The sequence below is a fragment of the Sphingomonas sp. CFBP 13706 genome, assembly GCF_014842355.1.
Taxonomy (GTDB): domain Bacteria; phylum Pseudomonadota; class Alphaproteobacteria; order Sphingomonadales; family Sphingomonadaceae; genus Sphingomonas; species Sphingomonas aerolata.
Genome location: NZ_JACYVM010000002.1, coordinates 55,508 through 72,499, shown reverse-complemented (window position 1 = coordinate 72,499; position 16,992 = coordinate 55,508). Strand labels below are relative to the sequence as shown.

The window sequence follows — 16,992 nt, the reverse complement described above, 5'->3', positions numbered from 1 at the left end:
ATGTCCACTACGATTTGGGTATATACCTGGCCTCCAAGCCTACCAAATCCTCTATCTAGGGAGCTTCCAAATGCGTTCACTCATCTCCAAGGTTCTGACCGGTTCGCTGATCGCCAGCGCAGCGCTTGCCGTTTCGGCATGCGGTCCGAAGACCGAGACCACGACCGACAACACGATGGTCACCGACATGAATGCCACCGAAGGCATGGACACGATGACCGACAACATGACCGCCGTTGACGGCGCGATGAACGACGGCATGATGGCGAACGACACGATGATGTCGAACGACACCATGATGACCAACAACATGATGTAATTTTCCGGTTTCGGAAAATTGCGTGATGCGGGGGGCCGTCCGGGAAACCGGGCGGCCCCTTGTCGTTGGGGCCCTGTCGATGACGGGGCGGCGGGATATGCGATGCCACCGCTAGCCGTGTTTATTGCCCGCAGGGCGCGATCTCGTTTCGGCTGCGACGGAAATCTGCGGCCCGGACCGTACCCGAAGCCGCGATCGGCTGCTGGAGCCCTCAAAACAGTTGGGAGTTGGCAAGAAACGCTTTAGAAATCTCGGGATGGAATGCCCGGGGAGTTGGGAATGAAGATGGTGCGTACTGCGCTGGCGCTCTGCGCGGCGAGCGGCTCGATGGCGTTGGCTCAGCCCGCCTCGGCCCAGTTTTTTCTGCAATCGCGCGATTTCTCCGCGCCGGCGGTGACCGGGGACGAGGCCGATCTCGGCCAGGCGATGCCCGACGCCACCAGCGCGGAGAAGCGCGCGGCGATGGTCTGGCACATGCGCGCGGCGCTGAACGTCGCGGCGCTCCAGTGCCAGTTCGAACCGACGCTGCTGACGGTGTCGAACTACAATGCGATCCTCGCCGATCACGGTACCGAATTGCAGGGCGCCTTCGACACGCTCGGCAAATACTTCCTGCGTGTCAACAAGGCCAAGGGTGCGAAGGCCGGCCAGGCTGCGCTCGACCAGTTCGGCACGCGCACCTATTCGAACTTCGCGACGGTCGCGGCGCAATATGGCTTTTGCCAGACGACCGCATCGATCGGCCGTGACGCGCTGTTCACGCCGCGCGGGCAGTTCGGCGATCTGACGCTGCAGCGCACGCGCGAGCTGCGCAACAGCCTGATCCCCTGGGGCGAACAGCGTTTCCCGCGCTATATCGGCCGCGACCGGGTGAAGATGCCGCGGCTCGACCCGATCTGCTGGAACAAGAAGGCGGAATGGGTTGCCAAGAAGTGCGGCGCGCTCGACTGGCCCCCCGCGGCGGGCGTGGGCATCGCGAACCGCTGAACGATTACCCCCCGGCCCTTGAGCCGGGGGCTTTCCCTGCCGGAGCGGGAAGACGGCCTAGCGCAGCCCCAGCATCTTGTGCGTCTGGAGCGACAGCCGCCATTGCGGACGCTCCATCACCAGCGCGACACAGGCATCGCGATTGGCATCTGCCTGCGGGTCGTCGAGCGGCTGGAGCAGCAGGTTCGCGAAATCCCATGTCTCGATATCAGCGATGTCGGTACCGGGCTGCGGCCAGACCAGCTTCAGCTCGTCGCCATGACGCTGGACGACGACGCTGCCCGCCTTGGGGCTGATACATACCCAGTCGATGCCGGGATGGACCGGCAGGGTGCCGTTGCTCTCGATCGCGATCCGGAAGCCCGCGGCGTGAAGCGCATCGACGATCGCATCGTCGGTCTGGAGCATCGGCTCGCCCCCGGTCAGCACGACGAACCGGTCCTGTGTTCCCGCGCCCCAGAACCCTGCGACCGCGTCCGCCAGCGCACGCGCATCGGCGAACTTGCCGCCACCCAGTCCGTCGGTACCGACGAAATCGGTATCGCAGAACCGGCAGACCGCGGTCGCGCGGTCCTGTTCGCGTCCCGACCACAGATTGCATCCGGCAAAGCGCACGAACACCGCCCGGCGGCCGGCATTCACGCCCTCACCCTGCAGCGTCAGGAACATTTCCTTGACCGCGTAACTCATGTCAGACCGGCTTGACCGCGTAGACGGTGGGATCGGCGATCCCAGCCTCGTCGAAGCCGCGCGAGCGGAGCCGGCAGCTGTCACACTCGCCGCAATGCTTGCCGGCGGGCGTCGGATCATAGCACGACCAGCTGAGCCCGAGGTCGAGCCCGAGCCGCGTGCCCTCACGGACGATATCCGCCTTGGTCATGTGCTGGAGCGGCGCCTGGATGCGGAACGGATCGCCCTCGACCCCCGCCTTGGTCGCGAGTTCGGCCAGCCCCTCGAATGCGGCGATGAATTCGGGGCGGCAATCGGGATAGCCCGAATAATCGAGCGCATTGACGCCGATATAGATGTCGCGCGCGCCCGCCGCCTCGGCCCAGCCAAGCGCGAGGCTGAGGAAGATCGTGTTGCGGGCGGGAACATAGGTGACGGGGATGCCGCCCGCATCATCGGTGCCGACACCGTCCTTGGGCACGTCGATATCGGCGGTGAGCGCCGAACCGCCGAACGCGGACAGGTCCATCGGCAGGACGATATGGCGTTCGGCGCCAAGCGCGGTGGCGACGCGGCGCGCGGCGTCGAGCTCGACGCGGTGACGCTGGTTATAGTCGAATGACAGCGCGAGCAGGCGCCGGCCGGATTCCCGCAGCATGGCGGCGGAAACCATCGAGTCGAGGCCGCCCGAGACGAGGGCGACCGCTAAGGGAGCTGATGATGTCATGATGCGCGACGCGCTAGGCCAGACCGCGGCAAAAAGAAAGGGCCGCCCGAAGGCGGCCCTGAAAGGTTGGCGCTAATAGCAGCCTCAAGGGAGAAACGTGCTGAAATCTCTAAAGCACGAGGGAGGTATAGCCCGGCGCGGTAAACAGCGCATTAACGCCGCGCAATTTCCCACCGTCACGTGAATGAGAAACGCGTCATTCCTCGACCGGAACCGGAAATTTCTTTGCACAGAATGCGCAGTCGACCTGGATGAAGCCACTCTCGTCCGCCATGTCGCGGCGTTCGTCGATCGGGAATTTCGCAATCACGCCCCGGATATAATCGGGATCGCACCGGCAGCCGCGCGTGATCGGAATATCGGCAAGGATGCGGACGTCGCTGTCCTCGTTGAACAACCGCCACACCAGCGTCTCGAGCGGCAGCGCCGCATCGGTCAGCTCGTCCGCGCCCATCGTGTTGCCGAGCGTCGCGACATGCTCCCATTCGGGATGGTCGAGCTTGGTATGCAGCCGCTCGCGGCCGTCCTCGCCCTCAGGCAGATGCTGGAGGAACAGGCCGCCCGCGACGCAGCGCCCGTCGGGGCCCTTCGCCATGCCGGTACGGACCATTGTCGGGATCTGCTCGGACTGGGTAAAATAGCTCTGCGCGGCCTCAGACAGCGTATCGCCGTCGAGCGGGACGATGCCCTGATACCGCTCGTTGCTGCTCGCCATGTCGAAGGTGATCGCGAGATAGCCTTGGCCGAACAACGCGAACAGGGTCGGCTCGACGGGCGCCTGGGCAAGCTTGTCCGCATCGTATTCGATATAGCCGCGCACCTCGCCGCCGCGGTAATCGCAGACCAGCAACTGGACGACGCCATTGTCGGTCCGGGTCTGCATCGTCAGCTGGCCGCTCGCGTCCTTCAGCGTCGAGCCGATGAGCGCGGCGAGCGTCAGCGCCTCGGCGAGCAGCTTCTCGATCGCAGGCGGATAGGCGTGCGCGGCGAGCACCTCGTCGAGCGCGGTGCCGAGCCGGACGATTCGGCCACGAGCGCTGCGCGCGGGAATCGCAAACGCCAGCGCGCGGTCGAGATCGGTCATGTTGGGGTCGTTCACCATCGTTCCTTCGGCATCCCCCGTCGCGGCGTCATCCCCGCGCAGGCGGGGATGCAGAGCGACATACGCTGGTGGTCTGATCACCAGCTCGGAGTTTATGGATTCCCGCCTCCGCGGGAATGACGGAAATGGGGGCTGACCTGCGCCCGATCAACCAACCGGGCGCTTCAGCCGATCTGCCCGAAGCACCAGCGCAGCACCGATTTCTGCGCGTGGAGGCGGTTTTCGGCCTCCTGCCAGATCAGCGACTGCGGGCCGTCGATCACCTCGGGCGTGACCTCCTCACCGCGATGCGCGGGGAGGCAGTGGAGGAACTTCGCATCGGGCCGCGCGAGCGCCATCAGCGCGGCGTCGACCTGATAGGGGGCAAGGGCCTTCAGCTTGCTCTCGGCATTGGCCTGCCCCATCGAGATCCAGGTGTCGGTGACGATGATGTCCGCACCTTCGACCGCCTCGCGCGGGTCAGCGACGACGCGCGCGTGCCCCGAGGCGCGGACGATCGCCTCCTCCTCGGGCTGAAACCCCTGTGGGCAGGCGGCGACGACGTCGAATTGCATCAGCCCGGCGGCCTCGACAATCGAGGCGAGCACGTTGTTGCCATCGCCCAGCCACGCGACCTTGAGCCCGGGCAGCGCCTTGCCGCTCTCGATGATCGTCAGCAGGTCGGCCATGATCTGGCACGGATGCGACGCGTCGGTTAGCCCGTTGATGACGGGGACGCTGGCATGATGCGCCATCTCCTCGACCTTGGCATGATCGTCGGTGCGGATCATGATCGCGTCGACATAGCCCGACAGCACGCGCGCGGTGTCGGCGATCGATTCGCCGCGCCCGAGCTGCATGCTGCCGGCATCGGCGACGATCGACGTCCCGCCGAGCTGGCGGATCGCCATGTCGAAGCTGAACCGCGTGCGCGTCGAGTTTTTTTCGAACACCATCGCCAGCGTGTGGCCGGCGAGCGGCGCATCGGCGTCGGCGCGGCCCTTGGTGAAGCCGGCGCGCGCCGCCTTGCGATCGAGCGCGTCGGCAAGCATCGCGGCGATGCCGTCGGCGCCGGCGTCGGTGAGATTCAGGAAATGGCGGTTGCTCATTGTAACGACCCCGTAAGAAGTTCCGTTCGTCCTGAGTAGGGGCTGAGCGAAGCCGAAGACCCATATCGAAGGACAATGCCCCAAGCGGGCCAGTCCTTCGATACGCCACTTCGACTTCGCTCAGTGGCTACTCAGGACGAACGGGGTTTAGTGACCGCGCAAAGGCACTCAATCGTCGGCGGCGGGCACGTAGATACGCGCCGCGGTCGACAGCTTGTCGATGCATTCGGCGATATGGCTCTCGTCGATCACCAGCGGCGGCAGGATGCGGATGACGTTCTCTCCCGCGGCCACCAGCAGCAGGTTGTGATGATCGCGTGCGAACGCGACGAACGCACGGCTGTCGCTTTTCAGCTTCAACCCGAGCATCAGGCCGGTGCCACGCACGCTGTCGAACAGGTGATCGTGATTGGGGATCATCTGCTCGAGCCCCTGGCGCAACCGGTCGCCCATCGTCGCGACATGCTCCAGGAACCCGTCCTCGAGGATCACGTCGAGCACCGCCTCGCCCGCCGCCATCCCGAGCGGGTTGCCGCCATAGGTCGAGCCGTGCGTCCCCGCGACCATGCCCTTGGCCGCCTCTTCGGTCGCGAGGCACGCGCCGAGCGGGAAGCCGCCGCCGATCCCCTTGGCGACCGACATGATGTCGGGGGTAATGCCGTAGAGTTCATGCGCGAACAGCTTGCCGGTCCGGCCATAGCCGCACTGGACCTCGTCGAGCACCAGCAAGAGGCCATGCTCGTCGCAGGCCTTGCGCAGGCCCTGGAGAAATTCGGGGCTCGCCTGGCGGATACCACCCTCGCCCTGGATCGGCTCGACCAAGAAGCCTGCGGTGTTGTCGTCGATCAGCGCGAGCGCACCCTCGAGGTCGTTGAACTTGGCATAGGCGAATCCGGGCAGCAGCGGCTCGAACCCGTCGCGCATCTTGGCCTGGTTGGTCGCCGAGATCGTGCCGAGCGTGCGGCCGTGGAACGCGGTGTCGAACGTGATCAGCGTGTGACGCTCGGGATTGCCGTTCGCGAAATGATAGCGGCGCGCGGTCTTGATCGCGCACTCGACCGCTTCTGCACCCGAATTGGTGAAGAACACGGTGTCGGCGAACGTATTGTCGACGAGCCGCTGCGCGAGATGTTCGCCCTGCGGTGACCCGTACAGGTTCGACACGTGCATCAACGTCGCGGCCTGGTCGGCGATCGCCTTGGTCAGATGCGGGTGGCCATGGCCGAGCGCATTGACCGCGATGCCGCTGGCGAAGTCGAGATATTGCTGGCCGTCCTCACCGAACAGATAGGCGCCCTCGCCTCGGACCGGACGCACGCCACACCGCGGGTAGACGGGCATGAGCGGGGTGATGGTCACAGGCGCTTCCTCTTCGAAACGAGAAGGGCGGCCCGTGATGGACCGCCCCGGAGGCGCCTAATACCGGTGACGGGGGATGGGCGTCAACACCGCGGACGTCCGACGCAGCCCTGTCTGATCCGTACCAAGGCGCGGACTCCGCTTGCGGCGCCCCGGCAGCACGCGCAATCTTCCCCTTGGCTCCATCCGACGTCGCAAACGCGCCGGCGCAAGCCCAGTCGCGTCCCCATCGAGAGGAGGTTGACGTATGAAACGCTATGCGACCGGCCTGGCAGTGATGCTGGCCATGGCTCTTGCCACCACCCCCGCGCTTGCCAAGGGCGTGTTCGACGGCACCTGGAAGGGAGACGTGAAGGCGAGCAAGCCTGCAGAGAAGCCCTCGATCATCCTCCTGCAGGCGGGCACCTTCAGCTGCACGACGTGCAAGCCCGCGATGAAATTCCCCGCCGATGGCGCGTTTCACCCGATCGTCGGCAATCCCTATTATGACGAGGCATCGGTCGCGGTGGTGGATGCGACGACGGTCAAGCGGGCGTTCCGGAAGAGCGGAAAGACAGTCGCCGAGGCGACGGTGACCCTGGCCGCGGACGGGCAGAGTTCGTCCTCCGCCTTTGTCGACCGGACCGCACCGAGCGGCGTGGAGGTGTCGGGAACGACGGTCAATGCGCGCGTCGCACCCGCCCCCGCGGGTGCCCATGCGTTATCGGGTGCGTGGCGCGAAACCACGGATACGCAGGTATCCGACACGGGCCTCGTCTTCACCTTCGCACAGGACGGGAAGACCATGGCCTTCTCGACGCCGACCGGCATATCCTATGCCGCGACGATCGACGGTCCGCCGGCAACGGTGACCGGGGATCCGGGCTGGACGAAGGTCGCCCTGAAACAGACCGGACCGACGACTCTGTTCGAAACCGATTACGAGGGCGACACGCCGATTGGTACATATAGCATGTCGCTCTCGCCCGACGGCACGACGATGACCACCGCGGTCAACGACCTGAAACACGGGAAGACCTCGACGATGGTCGCGCACAGGCAGTGATCCCGGAGGCAAGCGGGGGCGTCTATCGAACGGCCCCCGCTTGCCCCAATGGTCACGCGTCGATGGCTTCCTCGTCCAGCCGTCCGGCATTTTCCTGGATGAAGGCAAAGCGGTGCGCGGGGTTGTTGCCCATCAGGCGGTCGACCAGGTCCTTCACCCCTGCCCGCTCCTCATATTCCTGCGGCAGGGTGATGCGCAGCATGCCGCGGGTGGCGGGGTCCATCGTCGTCTCGCGGAGCTGGCCGGGGTTCATCTCGCCAAGGCCCTTGAAGCGGCCGACATCAACCCTCTTGCCCTTGAACACCGTGCGTTCGAGTTCGGCGCGGTGTGCGTCGTCGCGCGCATAGACGCTCTTAGTACCGACGGTCAGGCGGTAGAGCGGCGGCTGCGCGAGATAGAGGTGCCCGCGGCGGACGATGTCGGGCATTTCCTGGAAGAAGAACGTCATCAGCAGCGTCGCGATATGCGCGCCGTCGACGTCGGCATCGGTCATGATGACGACGCGCTCGTAGCGCAGATTGTCCGCCACGCAGTCCTTCCGCGTGCCGCAGCCGAGCGCCAGCGTCAGGTCGGCGATTTCCTGGTTCGCGAAGATCTTCGCACTGGTCGCGGACGCGACGTTCAGGATTTTGCCGCGGATCGGCAGGATCGCCTGCGTCTTGCGGTCGCGCGCCTGCTTGGCCGAGCCGCCAGCCGAATCGCCCTCGACGATGAACAGCTCGGTGCCCTCGGGCGAGTTGGCGGAACAGTCGGTCAGCTTGCCGGGCAGCCGCAATTTGCGGGCGGACGTCGCGGTCTTGCGCTTGACGTCGCGTTCCTGCTTGCGGCGCAGGCGCTCGTCCATCCGCTCGAGCACATAGTTCAACAGTGCCTTGCCGCGGTCCATATTGTGGCTGAGGAAATGGTCGAAATGGTCGCGCACCGCCTTCTCGACGAGGCCCGCGGCCTCGGGGCTGGTCAGGCGGTCCTTGGTCTGGCTCTGGAACTGCGGTTCGCGGATGAACACCGACAGCATCAGCTCGCTGCCGATCATCACGTCGTCCGCGCTGATATCCTTGGTCTTCTTGTTGCCGACCAGATCGCCGAACGCGCGCAGGCCCCGCACCAGCGCCTGGCGCAGGCCCTGTTCGTGCGTGCCGCCATCGGGGGTCGGGATGGTGTTGCAATACCAGCTGTACGAGCCGTCGCTCCACAGCGGCCAGGCGATCGCCCATTCGACGCGCCCCTGCGTCTCGCCCTGCGCGCTCGGGAAATCCTGCGAGCCGGAGAAGAAGTCGGCGGTCGCGCATTCGCGGCCCGCGACCTGATCGCGCAGATGGTCGGCGAGCCCGCCGGGGAACTGGAACACCGCCTGCGCGGGCGTATCGTCGCTGATCAGTTCGGGCGCGCAGTGCCAGCGAATCTCGACGCCCGCGAATAGATAGGCCTTCGACCGGACGAGCTTGTGCAGCCGCTGCGGCTTGAAGTGCAGCTCGTTGCCGAAGATCTCGGTATCGGGGGTGAAGGCGACGCTGGTGCCGCGACGGTTGGGGGTGGTGCCGAGCCGCTCGATCGGGCCGAGCGTCTGCCCCTTGGCGAAGCGCTGGCGATAGAGCTGGCGGTCGCGCGCGACCTCGACGACAGTGTCGGACGACAGCGCGTTGACGACGCTGATGCCGACGCCGTGCAGACCGCCCGAGGTCGCATAGGCCTTGCCCGCGAACTTGCCGCCCGAATGCAGCGTCGAAAGGATCACCTCGAGCGCGGACTTGTCGGGGAATTTGGGATGCGGATCGACCGGGATCCCGCGGCCATTGTCGACGATCGTCAGCCGGTTGCCGGGCTCGAGCGTGACCTCGATCCGCGTCGCGTGACCCGCGACCGCCTCGTCCATCGCATTGTCGAGCACTTCGGCGGCGAGGTGGTGCAGCGCGCGCTCGTCGGTGCCGCCGACATACATGCCCGGGCGGCGGCGGACGGGTTCGAGCCCCTCGAGCACCTCGATCGAGGACGCGTCATAGGTCGGGGCGGTCTTGGACTGGGTCGTGAACAGGCCTTCGGGCAGGTCTTCTGGCATGACGTGGTATATGGCTTAGCCAGCGATCCGTGCAAGCGCGCAACCGCTGTTGCGGAAAAGCCACAACATGAACTTTCCGTCATGTTTTCGTCATGTTCGCGGATATATTGGCGGGACGCTCCGTTTCTTGGTTGTCTTAGATCAATCATATCCGGAGCTTACATGCGTACATCCCTCTATGCCGGCCTCGCTGGCGCGGTCATTCTCGGTCTCACGGCATCGCCGGCATTCGCGCAGGAGACCACCGAGGACGCACCGTTCAACGGTCTCTATGTCGGCGCAGCGGGCGGTTATGACGTACAGCCGAATGATGCAGGATCGTCGATCCTGTTCGATCGCAATCTCGACGGGCGGTTCGGGGATGCGGTGACGACGGCAGCCGGCGCCAACGCGTTCAGCAGCGGGTTCTGCAACGGCGCGACGACCGCCACGACGCTGACCGGTGGCCGCGGCTGCCGCAAGGACAAGGACGGCGCCGCGTATTATGGCCGCGTCGGCATGGACACGCAGCGCGGCAACATCGTCGTCGGCGTGGTCGGCGAATTCGGCAAGAGCGAGATCACCGACAGCGTCACCGCCTTCTCGACGACGCCTGCCAGCTACGTGATGACGCGCAGCGTCGACTGGGAAGCCTCGATCCGCGGCCGTGCGGGCTATGCGGTCAACACCACGCTGTTCTACGGCACGTTCGGTGCGGGCTATGCCAAGATCGACCGGGACTTCTACAGCACCAACACCGGCAACGCCTATCAGCAGAGCGGCAAGCGCCAGCAGTTCGGTATCCTCGGCGGCGGCGGTATCGAGCAGAAGGTCACGCCGAACATCTCGGTCGGCATGGAATATATGTTCCACCAGTATCAGGACGACGATTTCCGCGTCCGCGTGACGCAGGGCACGCAGCCGGCAACGAACCCGTTCGTGCTGGCGCCGAACACGACCGGCACGGACTTCCGTCGCAGCGACGACAAGTTCCGCTGGCACAGCCTGCGCGCGACGGCAGCGTTCCGGTTCTAAGCGCAGGATGGTGTGACGCCGAACGGCGTCACACCATCCAAGCTCGGCCGGCGTCGCACCAGCGACGTCCGACGACGCGGCTTCGCCGCGGCGCGGGTGAGGACACAGGGTCGCTTCCCGACACGGGAGGCGGCCCTTTTTTTGTGAATATGGTTTCCCAAGGCACCACCCCGGCGAAAGCCGGGGCCCATTTGGGAGGACGAAGCCATCCACGCGTTGCCCGCCGTTACTACGGCCTTCCCAACCGGGCCCCGGCCTTCGCCGGGGTGGTGCTGAGGTGTTGGACGGCGGGACTCGCGTATCTTGAGTTCAGCGCTTGGCGAATCAAAAAAACGGGCCGCCTCCCAGCGAGAAGCGGCCCAACGTTCTGGTCAGTGGATACCCCAAAATCCACCCCGGCGAAGGCCGGGGCCCAGTTGGGGGACGGAGGTAACTACGCGTTGCCCGCCGTTACCACGGCCTTCCCAACTGGGCCCCGGCCTCCGCCGGGGTGGTGCTGGGGATTGGCTCCGCGACAGACATACATCCGAGGCACGGAGAGCGAAAACGCCCCCCCAATCTCAGCGCGCGCGCGGGCCGCCGAAGGGGAGTGGCGGCGTCGGACGGCGGTCGCGGCGGGGCAGCTGTGCCTGATAGGCGTGACCGCAATGCGCGACGCAATAGGGGAAGCCCGGGTTCACCTTGTCACCACAAAAGTGGAAATCGGGCTCGCCGGGATGGCCGAGCGGCCATTTGCAGATGCGGTCGTTGAGCTCGAGCAGGCTCGTCTTGCCCGCCATTTCAGGCGAAGGCTTGGCGGGGACGAGACGCCGCGGCGGGGCGGGCGTGCTCGGCGGCTGCTGCTCACCGGGCGCCTGGCGGAGAAAGCCGCCGGGTCCGATCGAGCGGAGGATAGGCTGTGGTGCGCGGACCGGTGCGGCGGCGGGTTCGACCGCGTCCTCGTCCTCGTCCTCGTCCTCGTCGTCGTCCTCATCCGCGGCGACGGGTGCCGTACGCGGCGCCGGCTCGGGTGAAGCGGCGACGGGTACTGGTTCAGGCGCGGGAGCCGGCGCTGCAGCGACGGGCGCGGCGGCGACCATGGGCGGCGTGTCGACAACGGACGACTCGGCCGGCCTGGCCTCGGCCGCCTTCGCCTCCGCGACCCTCGCTTCTGCGTTCTTCGCGTCGGGGTCGTTCGGCTTCACCGGCGACGGGCGCGCCTGAAGCTCAAGGCGGTGCGCCTTGCCGATCACGGCGTTGCGGCTGACGCCACCCAGCGCTTCGGCGATCTGGCTGGCGGTCTGGCCGGCTTCCCACATCGTCTTGAGCGTCTCGATACGCTCGTCGGTCCAGGACATGTTCGTTCCTCAGTCTTCGGGTCGGCCGGTATAGTCTTCGTCAACCGGGTTGCGGGCGACAGCGGCAGCGATTACCCGCAACCCCCATGAGCAGCCAGCCCCCAATCGGTGAAATCCAGTCGGCGGTGCAATCCGCCCCCGGCGTTCCCGTCATTCGCAACGTGAACTGGGAGGGACTTCGTACCCTCTATATCAAGGAGGTGCGCCGGTTCTTCAAGGTCCAGCTGCAGACGGTGTGGGCGCCGGCGATGACGACATTGCTATTCCTGATCGTTTTCACCATCGCGACGGGCGCGAAACGCCCCGTGCTGGTCGGCGGCGAGACCGTGATGTTCGCTGACTTCATCGCCCCCGGGCTGATCATCAGCCAGGGCATGATGGGCCCGGCGTTTGCCAATGCGAGCTTCTCGCTGCTGGTCGGCAAGATGCAGGGCACGATCGTCGACTATCTTCAGCCACCACTGTCGACCGCCGAGCTGCTCGCAGCGCTGGTCGGCGGAGCGGTGACGCGCGCGGTGCTGGTCGGGTGCGTCGTCTGGGCGGCGATGGCGCTGTATCCAGGCGTCCACGTCACGCCGCATGCGCCGCTTGCAATCCTGTGGTTCGGCCTGCTCGGCGCGACCTTCCTCGCGCTGCTCGGCGTGCTGACGTCGATCTGGGCGGACAAGTTCGACCATGCCGCCGCTGTCACGAACTTCGTTGTCGCGCCGCTCTCGCTACTGTCGGGCACCTTCTATTCGGTCGACACGCTGGCGCCCGCGTTCCGCGCGTTCAGCCACGTCAATCCGTTCTTCTACATCATCTCGGGCTTTCGCTACGGCTTTCTGGGCGTTGCCGATTCGCCGGTGATCGTCGGCGGCCTCGTCATCCTGGCGATCGACGTCGCGCTCGCCACCCTGTGCTACATGCTGCTGAAAAGCGGCTGGAAACTGAAGAACTAGCCCCATGACAACCGACATTGCCATCGCCCGCAGCGTCGCGCTGCGCCCCATCGCGCGGGTCGCCGACGCGCTCGGCATCCCCGACGACGCGGTCGAGCCTTACGGCCGGTTCAAGGCCAAGATCACACTCGACTGGCTCGAGGCGCATGGCCGCCGCGAGGGGGCGCGGCGTGGCCGGCTGGTGCTGGTCACCGCGATCAACCCGACGCCCGCGGGCGAGGGCAAGACGACGACCTCCGTCGGGCTGGCCGACGCGCTGAACCTGACGGGGCGCAAGACCGTGCTGGCACTGCGTGAGCCATCGCTGGGGCCGTGCTTCGGCACCAAGGGCGGGGCGACCGGCGGCGGGCGGGCGCAGGTCGCGCCGATGGAGGACATCAACCTTCATTTCACCGGCGATTTCCACGCGATCACCGCGGCGCACAACCTGCTCGCGGCGATGATCGACAATCATATCCACTGGGGCAACGCGCTGCAGATCGACGTGCGGCGCGTGGTGTGGCGCCGCGTGCTCGACATGAACGACCGTGCGCTGCGCGACATCGTCCAGTCGATCGGCGGGGTCGCCAATGGCTATCCGCGCGAATCGGGGTTCGACATCACCGTCGCCTCCGAGGTCATGGCGATCCTGTGCCTCAGCGAGAATCTGGCCGACATGGAGCGGCGGCTGGGTGACATCGTCGTCGCCTATACGCGCGATCGCAGCCCCATCACCGCGCGCGACCTGAAGGCCGACGGCGCGATGGCGGTCCTGCTGGCCGAGGCGATCAAGCCGAACCTCGTCCAGACGCTCGAGGGCAACCCCGCCTTCCTGCACGGCGGGCCGTTCGCCAATATCGCGCACGGCTGCAACTCGGTGATCGCGACGCGCGCGGCGCTGGCGCTGGGCGACTATGTCGTGACCGAGGCGGGCTTCGGCGCGGATCTGGGCGCGGAGAAGTTCTTCGACATCAAATGCCGCCAGGCGGGGCTGTCCCCCGATGCGGTGGTGATCGTCGCGACGGTCCGCGCGCTCAAGATGAACGGCGGGGTCGCCAAGGCCGATCTCGGCGCGGAGGACGTGGAGGCGGTCCGGCGCGGTGCGGTCAATCTCGTCCGCCATATCGAGAATATCCGCCAGTTCGGTGTTCCCGCGGTCGTCGCGATCAACCATTTTTACACCGACAGCGAGGCCGAGATCGCGGTCGTGCACGAGGCGGCGAGCGCGCACGGCGCCCGTGCGATCCTGTGCCGCCACTGGGCCGAGGGCGGCGCGGGGGCAACCAAGCTCGCCGACGCGGTGGCCGAGCTGTGCGACACGCATGCCGCGAATTTCGCGCCGCTTTATGGCGACGAGCTGTCGCTGTTCGACAAGATCGACACGGTTGCCCGGCGCATCTACCGCGCCGAACATGCGGTCGCGGAACCCAGCGTGCTCGCGCAGCTCAAGCGCTGGGAGGATGCCGGCTATGGCCACCTGCCCGTCTGCCTTGCCAAGACGCAGTACAGCTTCTCGAGCGACCCTGCGCTGCTCGGCGCGCCGACCGGGCATATCGTGCCGGTGCGCGAGGTTCGGCTGGCGGCGGGCGCGGGCTTCGTCGTCGCGATCTGCGGCGAGATCATGACGATGCCCGGCCTCCCGCGCGTCCCCGCGGCGGAAGCCATCCGGCTCGATGCGGATGGGTTGATCGAAGGGCTGTTCTAACCTGATCCTCCCCCTGGCGGGGGAGGATCGCTCACTTCTTCTTCGGGCGGCGGTGGCGGAGGCGGCGGAACAGGCCGCGCTTCGCGAAGCTCTCGAACATCTCCTCGGGGCCCTCGGGATCGAGCACCTCATTGTCCGCCAGCCATTCCTCGACCGCGGTCAGGTCGGGCGCCTCATAGGCGCGCAGCGACTTGCCCTGCCCGCGCAGCCGCTCGATCGTCTCGATCAGCGACCCGGTCTCGGCGATCATCGTGGTCACCACCTCGACATCGACCGCGAGATGTTCGGCGATCAGGTCGTTGCGGATCGCGGTGATCCCCGTGCTCGTCGCCTCGTCATGCGCGCGGATCGCGAGGTCGCATTCGGTGTCGAGCCGCAGCGAACGGTTGTTCATGTTCGACGACCCGAGCCGGAAGATCTGGTCGTCCGCGATCAGGATCTTGGCATGGCAATAGATCGCCTCCCCGCCGCTGGTGTAGGGATGATACATGCGCAGCCGCTTGTGGACGTCGCGGTGCGCCAGCGCGGTCATGAGGCGCGCGCGCGCGGTGTCCATCGCGATCGGCTCGAGCCACCCCTGCGCAGTCACCGGGTTGATGATCACGATTTCAGGCCCGTCCGCCTCGTCGAGACGGCGCGCGACCGCCTCGGCGATCTTGCGCGACGCGAAATACTGGCTCTCGATATAGAGATGCCGCTTGGCCCCGGCGATCTGCGCGAGGAACAGCGCCTCGCTCTCGTGCACCGGGACCTGATCATCCATCTCGGGTTCGGTCCGCGCGATCGCGACGTCGACATCGCGGAAATGCACGCCGAGCTCGTCGGGCCAGCAGGCCGCGCCAGGGTTCGCCTCGGCGATCGGCACGCCGCCTGCCAGCACCCAGCGGTCGCGGAACAGCTGCCCCAATGCGGTCGCGACGGGGCCTGCGACCGCGCTGATCGCGTCGTGCCACGGCTTGTAGGGACGGCCCGAGGGACGCCGCCGCCGCGCATCGTCATGGCGATGCTCGCGCGTGTCCCAGCGGTCGCCGGTCATGTCGATCCCGCCGCAAAAGGCGAGGCAATCGTCGATGATGACGATCTTCTGGTGATGCGACCCCGCGGTCGGATGATGGCCGTCGAGCTTGGTATGGATGCGCGGATGCCGCATCCACTTCATCATCGTGAACAGCGTCGAGCCGCGGAACAGCGACTTGATCGCACCAGTATCCCAGCGGAGGAGGAATATCTCGAGCTCGGGCTCGCGTTCGACCAGCCACAGGATGAACGCGCCGAGCGTCGGCGGTTCGCCGGGGCGGTCGACCCCGGGTTCGAGCTGGATCCGCGCATCGAAATCCCAGCCGATCAGCATGATCCGCCGCTTGGCGTTGAGCATGGCGACGCGCGCCTGACGGAAATATTCCTCCGCATCGACGATCACGGACATCTGGTCTGCGCGTTCGATACGCCAGCATTCGGTTCCGATCCGCACGTCCAGGTCCCCTTGTCGTCGCCGCTTGCGCCCGGCCGAATTCGTTCAACGCCGTAACGACGCTCTGTTTCCGCGCATCGTCAGAACCTATCTGCGGTGCAGATGGCCGCTTCTCCTACCCCGCCGCCGGTGCAGCGCAAGATCATCCATGTCGACATGGACGCCTTCTATGCCTCGGTCGAACAGCGCGACGACCCGACATTGAAGGGACGGCCGGTCGCGGTGGGTGGTTCGCGCGCGCGCGGGGTGGTCGCCGCCGCGAGCTACGAGGCGCGCACCTTCGGGGTGCACAGCGCGATGCCATCGGTCACCGCGCTCAGGCGCTGTCCCGACCTCGTCTTCGTGCCGCCGCGCTTCGACGTGTACCGTGCAGTGTCCGACCAGATCCGCGCGATCTTCGCGCATTTCACCCCGCTCGTCGAACCGCTGTCGCTCGACGAGGCGTATCTAGACGTCACCGCCGATATCCGCGGGGTCGGATCGGCGCAGGCGATCGCCGAGGAGATCCGCGCGCGGATCAAGGCCGATACCGGGCTGACCGCGTCGGCCGGGGTCAGCTACAACAAGTTCATCGCCAAGCTTGCGTCGGACCAGAACAAGCCCGACGGAATCTGCGTCATCACGCCGAAACGCGGGGCTGCGTTCGTCGCGTCATTGCCGGTCAAGCGGTTCCACGGCGTAGGCCCGGTCACTGCCAAGCGTATGGAACAGCTCGGCATCCTGACCGGTGCTGATCTGCTCGAACGCCCGCTGGCGTTCCTCCAGGCGCATTTCGGCAGCTATGCGGACTATCTCTACGGCGCAGCACGCGGGATCGATCACCGCCCGGTGCGCGTTAACGGTGCCGCCAAGTCGGTCGGTGCGGAGCGGACGTTCGAGACCAATCTGAGCGATCCGGCGGCACTGCGCGAGGCGTTGCACCGCGTCGCCGATGCGGCGTGGGTGCGGATCGAACGGCACGACACGCGCGGAAGAACGGTAACGCTGAAACTGCGCCATGCCGATTTCCGGACGATCACGCGCGCGCGCTCTTCGAGCGCCGCGGTGGTCGACAAGGCTGCGTTCGTCGCCGCGGGACTGGACCTGCTGATGGCGCAGCTTCCGGTACCGCAGGGCGTCCGGCTGCTCGGCCTGACGCTGTCGGGGCTGGTCGGCGACGAGCCGGACGATGCACAGCCCGTCCTGCTCTGACC

General features: G+C 66.4%; 15 protein-coding genes. 7 read left to right on the top strand and 8 right to left on the bottom strand.

Features of this window, described 5'->3' with window-relative positions; translation table 11 throughout:
* Positions 1–70 precede the first annotated feature (70 nt).
* A complete protein-coding gene (locus IFS44_RS03720) occupies positions 71–319 on the top strand; it encodes a hypothetical protein (RefSeq protein WP_031396007.1) in 249 nt (82 codons plus the stop codon).
* 279 nt (positions 320–598) lie between these two features.
* Entirely contained in the window at positions 599–1,306 is a 708-nt protein-coding gene (locus IFS44_RS03715) for a hypothetical protein (protein WP_192097582.1), read from the top strand.
* A gap of 57 nt (positions 1,307–1,363) precedes the next feature.
* On the opposite strand, the gene queE is transcribed toward IFS44_RS03715, so the two are convergent.
* The 5 genes from queE to IFS44_RS03690 all read right to left on the bottom strand — a co-directional run bounded on the left by queE (position 1,364) and on the right by IFS44_RS03690 (position 6,251).
* A complete protein-coding gene (gene queE, locus IFS44_RS03710; protein ID WP_192097581.1) occupies positions 1,364–1,996 on the bottom strand; it encodes a 7-carboxy-7-deazaguanine synthase in 633 nt (210 codons plus the stop codon).
* Position 1,997: 1 nt separating this feature from the next.
* Positions 1,998–2,702, bottom strand: coding sequence for a 7-cyano-7-deazaguanine synthase QueC (queC, locus tag IFS44_RS03705; protein WP_037529622.1), 705 nt, complete (start codon positions 2,700–2,702; stop codon positions 1,998–2,000).
* 196 nt (positions 2,703–2,898) lie between these two features.
* Entirely contained in the window at positions 2,899–3,804 is a 906-nt protein-coding gene (hslO, locus tag IFS44_RS03700) for an Hsp33 family molecular chaperone HslO (protein WP_166746733.1), read from the bottom strand.
* A 164-nt stretch (positions 3,805–3,968) separates the two neighbouring features.
* Positions 3,969–4,892, bottom strand: coding sequence for an ornithine carbamoyltransferase (argF, locus tag IFS44_RS03695; protein ID WP_192097580.1), 924 nt, complete (start codon positions 4,890–4,892; stop codon positions 3,969–3,971).
* A gap of 168 nt (positions 4,893–5,060) precedes the next feature.
* Entirely contained in the window at positions 5,061–6,251 is a 1,191-nt protein-coding gene (locus IFS44_RS03690) for an aspartate aminotransferase family protein (RefSeq protein WP_056406056.1), read from the bottom strand.
* 247 nt (positions 6,252–6,498) lie between these two features.
* On the opposite strand from IFS44_RS03690, the gene IFS44_RS03685 reads away from it, so the two are divergent.
* Positions 6,499–7,296 carry a hypothetical protein gene (locus IFS44_RS03685; protein ID WP_192097579.1) on the top strand — a complete coding sequence of 266 codons (798 nt, stop codon included), beginning with the start codon at positions 6,499–6,501 and terminating at the stop codon, positions 7,294–7,296.
* Positions 7,297–7,348: 52 nt separating this feature from the next.
* Here IFS44_RS03685 and parE read toward each other — a convergent pair whose 3' ends face one another.
* Positions 7,349–9,352 (bottom strand): DNA topoisomerase IV subunit B, encoded by a 2,004-nt coding sequence (gene parE, locus IFS44_RS03680; RefSeq protein WP_192097578.1) that lies wholly within the window; start codon positions 9,350–9,352, stop codon positions 7,349–7,351.
* A gap of 162 nt (positions 9,353–9,514) precedes the next feature.
* Here parE and IFS44_RS03675 point away from each other — a divergent pair, with 162 nt between their 5' ends.
* Positions 9,515–10,366, top strand: a complete 852-nt coding sequence (locus IFS44_RS03675; protein WP_031441557.1) for an outer membrane protein — start codon at positions 9,515–9,517, stop codon at positions 10,364–10,366.
* Positions 10,367–10,926: 560 nt separating this feature from the next.
* Here IFS44_RS03675 and IFS44_RS03670 read toward each other — a convergent pair.
* Positions 10,927–11,703, bottom strand: a complete 777-nt coding sequence (locus IFS44_RS03670; protein WP_192097577.1) for a GcrA family cell cycle regulator — start codon at positions 11,701–11,703, stop codon at positions 10,927–10,929.
* An 86-nt stretch (positions 11,704–11,789) separates the two neighbouring features.
* Here IFS44_RS03670 and IFS44_RS03665 point away from each other — a divergent pair, with 86 nt between their 5' ends.
* Both IFS44_RS03665 and IFS44_RS03660 read left to right on the top strand, forming a co-directional pair.
* Positions 11,790–12,644, top strand: a complete 855-nt coding sequence (locus IFS44_RS03665) for an ABC transporter permease (RefSeq protein ID WP_056406052.1) — start codon at positions 11,790–11,792, stop codon at positions 12,642–12,644.
* Positions 12,645–12,648: 4 nt separating this feature from the next.
* Positions 12,649–14,328: a formate--tetrahydrofolate ligase gene (locus tag IFS44_RS03660; protein WP_192097576.1), complete on the top strand. Its 1,680-nt coding sequence runs from the start codon at positions 12,649–12,651 to the stop codon at positions 14,326–14,328.
* Between the two features lie 31 nt (positions 14,329–14,359).
* Here the strand turns inward: IFS44_RS03660 and IFS44_RS03655 are convergent, their stop codons facing one another.
* Positions 14,360–15,754: a phospholipase D-like domain-containing protein gene (locus IFS44_RS03655; protein ID WP_159512761.1), complete on the bottom strand. Its 1,395-nt coding sequence runs from the start codon at positions 15,752–15,754 to the stop codon at positions 14,360–14,362.
* 147 nt (positions 15,755–15,901) lie between these two features.
* Between IFS44_RS03655 and dinB the strand changes: the two genes are divergently transcribed.
* Positions 15,902–16,990 (top strand): DNA polymerase IV, encoded by a 1,089-nt coding sequence (gene dinB / locus IFS44_RS03650; RefSeq protein ID WP_192097575.1) that lies wholly within the window; start codon positions 15,902–15,904, stop codon positions 16,988–16,990.
* Positions 16,991–16,992: the final 2 nt, after the last annotated feature.

Excerpts from the sequence above, each read along its gene's own strand:
- IFS44_RS03720 (WP_031396007.1), top strand. The coding sequence starts at position 71 with ATGCGTTCACTCATCTCCAAGGTTCTGACCGGTTCGCTGATCGCCAGC.
- IFS44_RS03715 (WP_192097582.1), top strand. The coding sequence starts at position 599 with ATGAAGATGGTGCGTACTGCGCTGGCGCTCTGCGCGGCGAGCGGCTCG.
- queE (WP_192097581.1), bottom strand. The coding sequence starts at position 1,996 with ATGAGTTACGCGGTCAAGGAAATGTTCCTGACGCTGCAGGGTGAGGGC.
- queC (WP_037529622.1), bottom strand. The coding sequence starts at position 2,702 with ATGACATCATCAGCTCCCTTAGCGGTCGCCCTCGTCTCGGGCGGCCTC.
- hslO (WP_166746733.1), bottom strand. The coding sequence starts at position 3,804 with ATGGTGAACGACCCCAACATGACCGATCTCGACCGCGCGCTGGCGTTT.
- argF (WP_192097580.1), bottom strand. The coding sequence starts at position 4,892 with ATGAGCAACCGCCATTTCCTGAATCTCACCGACGCCGGCGCCGACGGC.
- IFS44_RS03685 (WP_192097579.1), top strand. The coding sequence starts at position 6,499 with ATGAAACGCTATGCGACCGGCCTGGCAGTGATGCTGGCCATGGCTCTT.
- parE (WP_192097578.1), bottom strand. The coding sequence starts at position 9,352 with ATGCCAGAAGACCTGCCCGAAGGCCTGTTCACGACCCAGTCCAAGACC.
- IFS44_RS03675 (WP_031441557.1), top strand. The coding sequence starts at position 9,515 with ATGCGTACATCCCTCTATGCCGGCCTCGCTGGCGCGGTCATTCTCGGT.
- IFS44_RS03670 (WP_192097577.1), bottom strand. The coding sequence starts at position 11,703 with ATGTCCTGGACCGACGAGCGTATCGAGACGCTCAAGACGATGTGGGAA.
- IFS44_RS03665 (WP_056406052.1), top strand. The coding sequence starts at position 11,790 with ATGAGCAGCCAGCCCCCAATCGGTGAAATCCAGTCGGCGGTGCAATCC.
- IFS44_RS03660 (WP_192097576.1), top strand. The coding sequence starts at position 12,649 with ATGACAACCGACATTGCCATCGCCCGCAGCGTCGCGCTGCGCCCCATC.
- IFS44_RS03655 (WP_159512761.1), bottom strand. The coding sequence starts at position 15,754 with ATGTCCGTGATCGTCGATGCGGAGGAATATTTCCGTCAGGCGCGCGTC.
- dinB (WP_192097575.1), top strand. The coding sequence starts at position 15,902 with ATGGCCGCTTCTCCTACCCCGCCGCCGGTGCAGCGCAAGATCATCCAT.